Raw genomic sequence first — 563 nt, forward strand, 5'->3', positions numbered from 1 at the left:
CGCGCGCAGGAGAAGCTCGCCGCCATCAAAAAACGCTTCTGCGACCTGTCCATCTACGTCAAAGAAGTCAAAGAACGCTACAGCCGCTGGTTCAACAAACGCCGCGAACGCCGGGGCACCCTGTGGATGGACCGCTTCAAAAGCGTCATGGTGGAAAGCGGCGGCGAAGCCCTGCGAACCATGGCCGCCTACATTGATCTCAATCCCGTCCGCGCCAAGCTGGTAGAGGATCCCAAAGACTACCGCTGGTGCGGCTACGCCGAAGCCCTCAGCGGCAGCCGTCGTGCCCAGCGCGGCCTGTGCAAAGCCCTCGCCAAACCCGTGGACGGCTGGAAGACCCACGATGCGGCAGAGGCCTACCGTTGCCTCCTTTTCGCCAGCGGAACCGAAGTCCGCGACGCCCAAAACGAGAACATCGCCCGCCCCGGAATCAGCATTGAAAAAGCCCGAGAAGTCCTCGAGGAAAAAGGCAAGCTGAGCCCCGCCGAACTGATCCGCCTGCGCGTGCGCTACTTCAGTGACGGCTTGGTGCTAGGAAGCAAAGAGTTCGTCGAAAGCGTCTT

1 pseudogene is annotated in these 563 nt (G+C 61.3%); it reads left to right on the top strand.

Annotated features, from left to right (window positions below):
- Window positions 1-563, top strand: a pseudogene (locus WJU23_RS23545) (chemotaxis protein CheW); the annotation flags it as partial.

Source organism: Prosthecobacter sp. SYSU 5D2 (assembly GCF_039655865.1).
GTDB lineage: Bacteria > Verrucomicrobiota > Verrucomicrobiia > Verrucomicrobiales > Verrucomicrobiaceae > Prosthecobacter.